1 protein-coding gene is annotated in these 922 nt (G+C 67.2%); it reads left to right on the plus strand.

What is annotated here, in order from left to right; genetic code table 11:
* Positions 1-922: [Fe-Fe] hydrogenase large subunit C-terminal domain-containing protein (locus AC1DTN_RS37400; RefSeq protein ID WP_477925154.1), on the plus strand; the 922-nt coding region annotated here is incomplete at both ends.

The raw sequence follows: 922 nt of genomic DNA on the forward strand, positions 1-922 counted from the left end.
CCGCAGCAGATGCACGGCGCCCTCACCAAGCGCGGGCCCTTCGCGCGTGGGCTGGGACCTGAATTCGCCGAGGGCAGGACGGAGCCCTATGTCGTCAGCGTGATGCCCTGCACGGCCAAGAAGGACGAGGCGCAGCGTCCCGGCGTCTCCGGCGATGTCGACCATGTGCTGACCACGCGCGAATTGGCCCGGATGATCAGGGCACGCGGTATCGCGTTCGGCGCGCTCCCGGACGACGGCGAATTCGATCATCCGCTGGGTGAGAGCACCGGCGCCGGGCAGCTCTTCGGGGCCTCGGGTGGCGTGATGGAGGCGATGGTGCGCACCGCACTGCATTTCATCGGCAAGGAGGACGCGCTACCGCTGGAATGGCATCGATTCCGGGGCGTGGGCCAGGGCGTGAAAACCGCCGAGGTCCCCGGCCTGGGCAAGGTCGCCATTTGCAATGGCATCGCCGCCGCGCAACGCATGCTGGAGACGGAGAGCTGGCGAGAGGAGTTCGTCGCCATCGAGGTCATGGCATGCGTGGGCGGGTGCCTGGGCGGTGGCGGCGAACCCAAGTCGATGGACCCGCTCATTCTCGAGAAGCGCATGCAGGCCGTCTATGAAGTGGACAGACAGTCGCCGCGGCGGCGCTCGCATGAGAACCAGGACGTTCAGGCCTTGTATGCGACGGAACTGGGACACCCCAATTCCGCGCGCGCTCTTGACCTGCTGCACACGAGCTATGCCGCGCGAAACTCCAGGCGATTGCTCCTGGTGCGCTTTCTCGATGGCGTGGACAGGCGAGATGGCCGTGGCGCCGCCAGCCTGCTTCATCCGGATGCGTCGTGGTCGACCGCTTCGCCGTTCGGCGACATCCACGGCGCCGCGAACATCGAGGCATTCATCGACGCTCGCTTGCCGCCGCGCAGGCAGGGAC

This window comes from Rhizobium sp. 01T444, from assembly GCF_056398305.1.